Here is an 837-nt window from a genome sequence, read left to right on the forward strand (position 1 = left end):
GAAAGGCATACGACCCGTCCGTGACCCGCGCCGGCGAACGCGTGCCGCTAATAGATCCCACAACCGCCATGACCAGAACCGGAGCTTCCGCATGAGCATCATCAACAAGGCAGCCGCCATCGGTGGCGGCGTCATCGGCGCCGGCTGGGTGGCGCGGCTGCTGCTCAACGGCATCGACGTGTCGATCTTCGATCCCGATCCCGAGGCGTCGCGCAAGGTCGGCGAAGTGATGAAGGGCGCGCGCCGCGCCTACAAGCAGATGGTACCCGGCGGTTTGCCGAAAGAGGGCAAGCTGACCTTTGCCAAGACCATCGCCGAGGCAGTGGCCGATGCCGATTTCATTCAGGAAAGCGTGCCGGAACGGCTCGACCTCAAGCACCGGGTGCTCGCCGAGATCGATACCCACGCGCCGGCCAATGCGATTGTCGGTTCCTCGACCTCCGGCATCAAGCCAACCGACATGCAGGTGGCGATGAAGAAGCATCCGGAGCGGCTGGTCGTCGGCCATCCGTTCAACCCGGTCTATCTCCTGCCGCTGGTCGAGATCGTGGGCGGCGAGCAGACCTTTCCCGAGGCGATCGAGGTCGCCAAGGAGATGTATGCCTCGATCGGCATGAAGCCGGTCGTCATCCGCAAGGAGATCGAGGCCTTCGTCGGCGACCGCCTGCTCGAAGCGGCATGGCGCGAGGCGCTGTGGCTGATCAAGGACGGCATCTGCACGGTCGAGGAACTCGACGACATCATGCGCTATGGCTTCGGCCTGCGCTGGGCGCAGATGGGCATGTTCCAGGTCTATCGCGTCGCCGGTGGCGAGGCCGGCATGCGCCACTTCATGGC

The 837-nt window shown here is 64.6% G+C and carries 1 protein-coding gene and 1 pseudogene; both read left to right on the forward strand.

All coding sequences use genetic code 11. The features are described 5' to 3' along the window. A pseudogene (locus EN893_RS40005) lies at window positions 1–95 on the forward strand (peptidase); the annotation flags it as partial. Beyond that, on the forward strand, window positions 92–837 hold a 746-nt coding region (locus EN893_RS08410; protein WP_128361488.1), incomplete at its 3' end, for a 3-hydroxyacyl-CoA dehydrogenase NAD-binding domain-containing protein. The pseudogene EN893_RS40005 and the gene EN893_RS08410, both read left to right, overlap by 4 nt.

Source organism: Mesorhizobium sp. M7A.F.Ca.CA.004.04.2.1, from assembly GCF_004022825.1.
GTDB lineage: Bacteria > Pseudomonadota > Alphaproteobacteria > Rhizobiales > Rhizobiaceae > Mesorhizobium.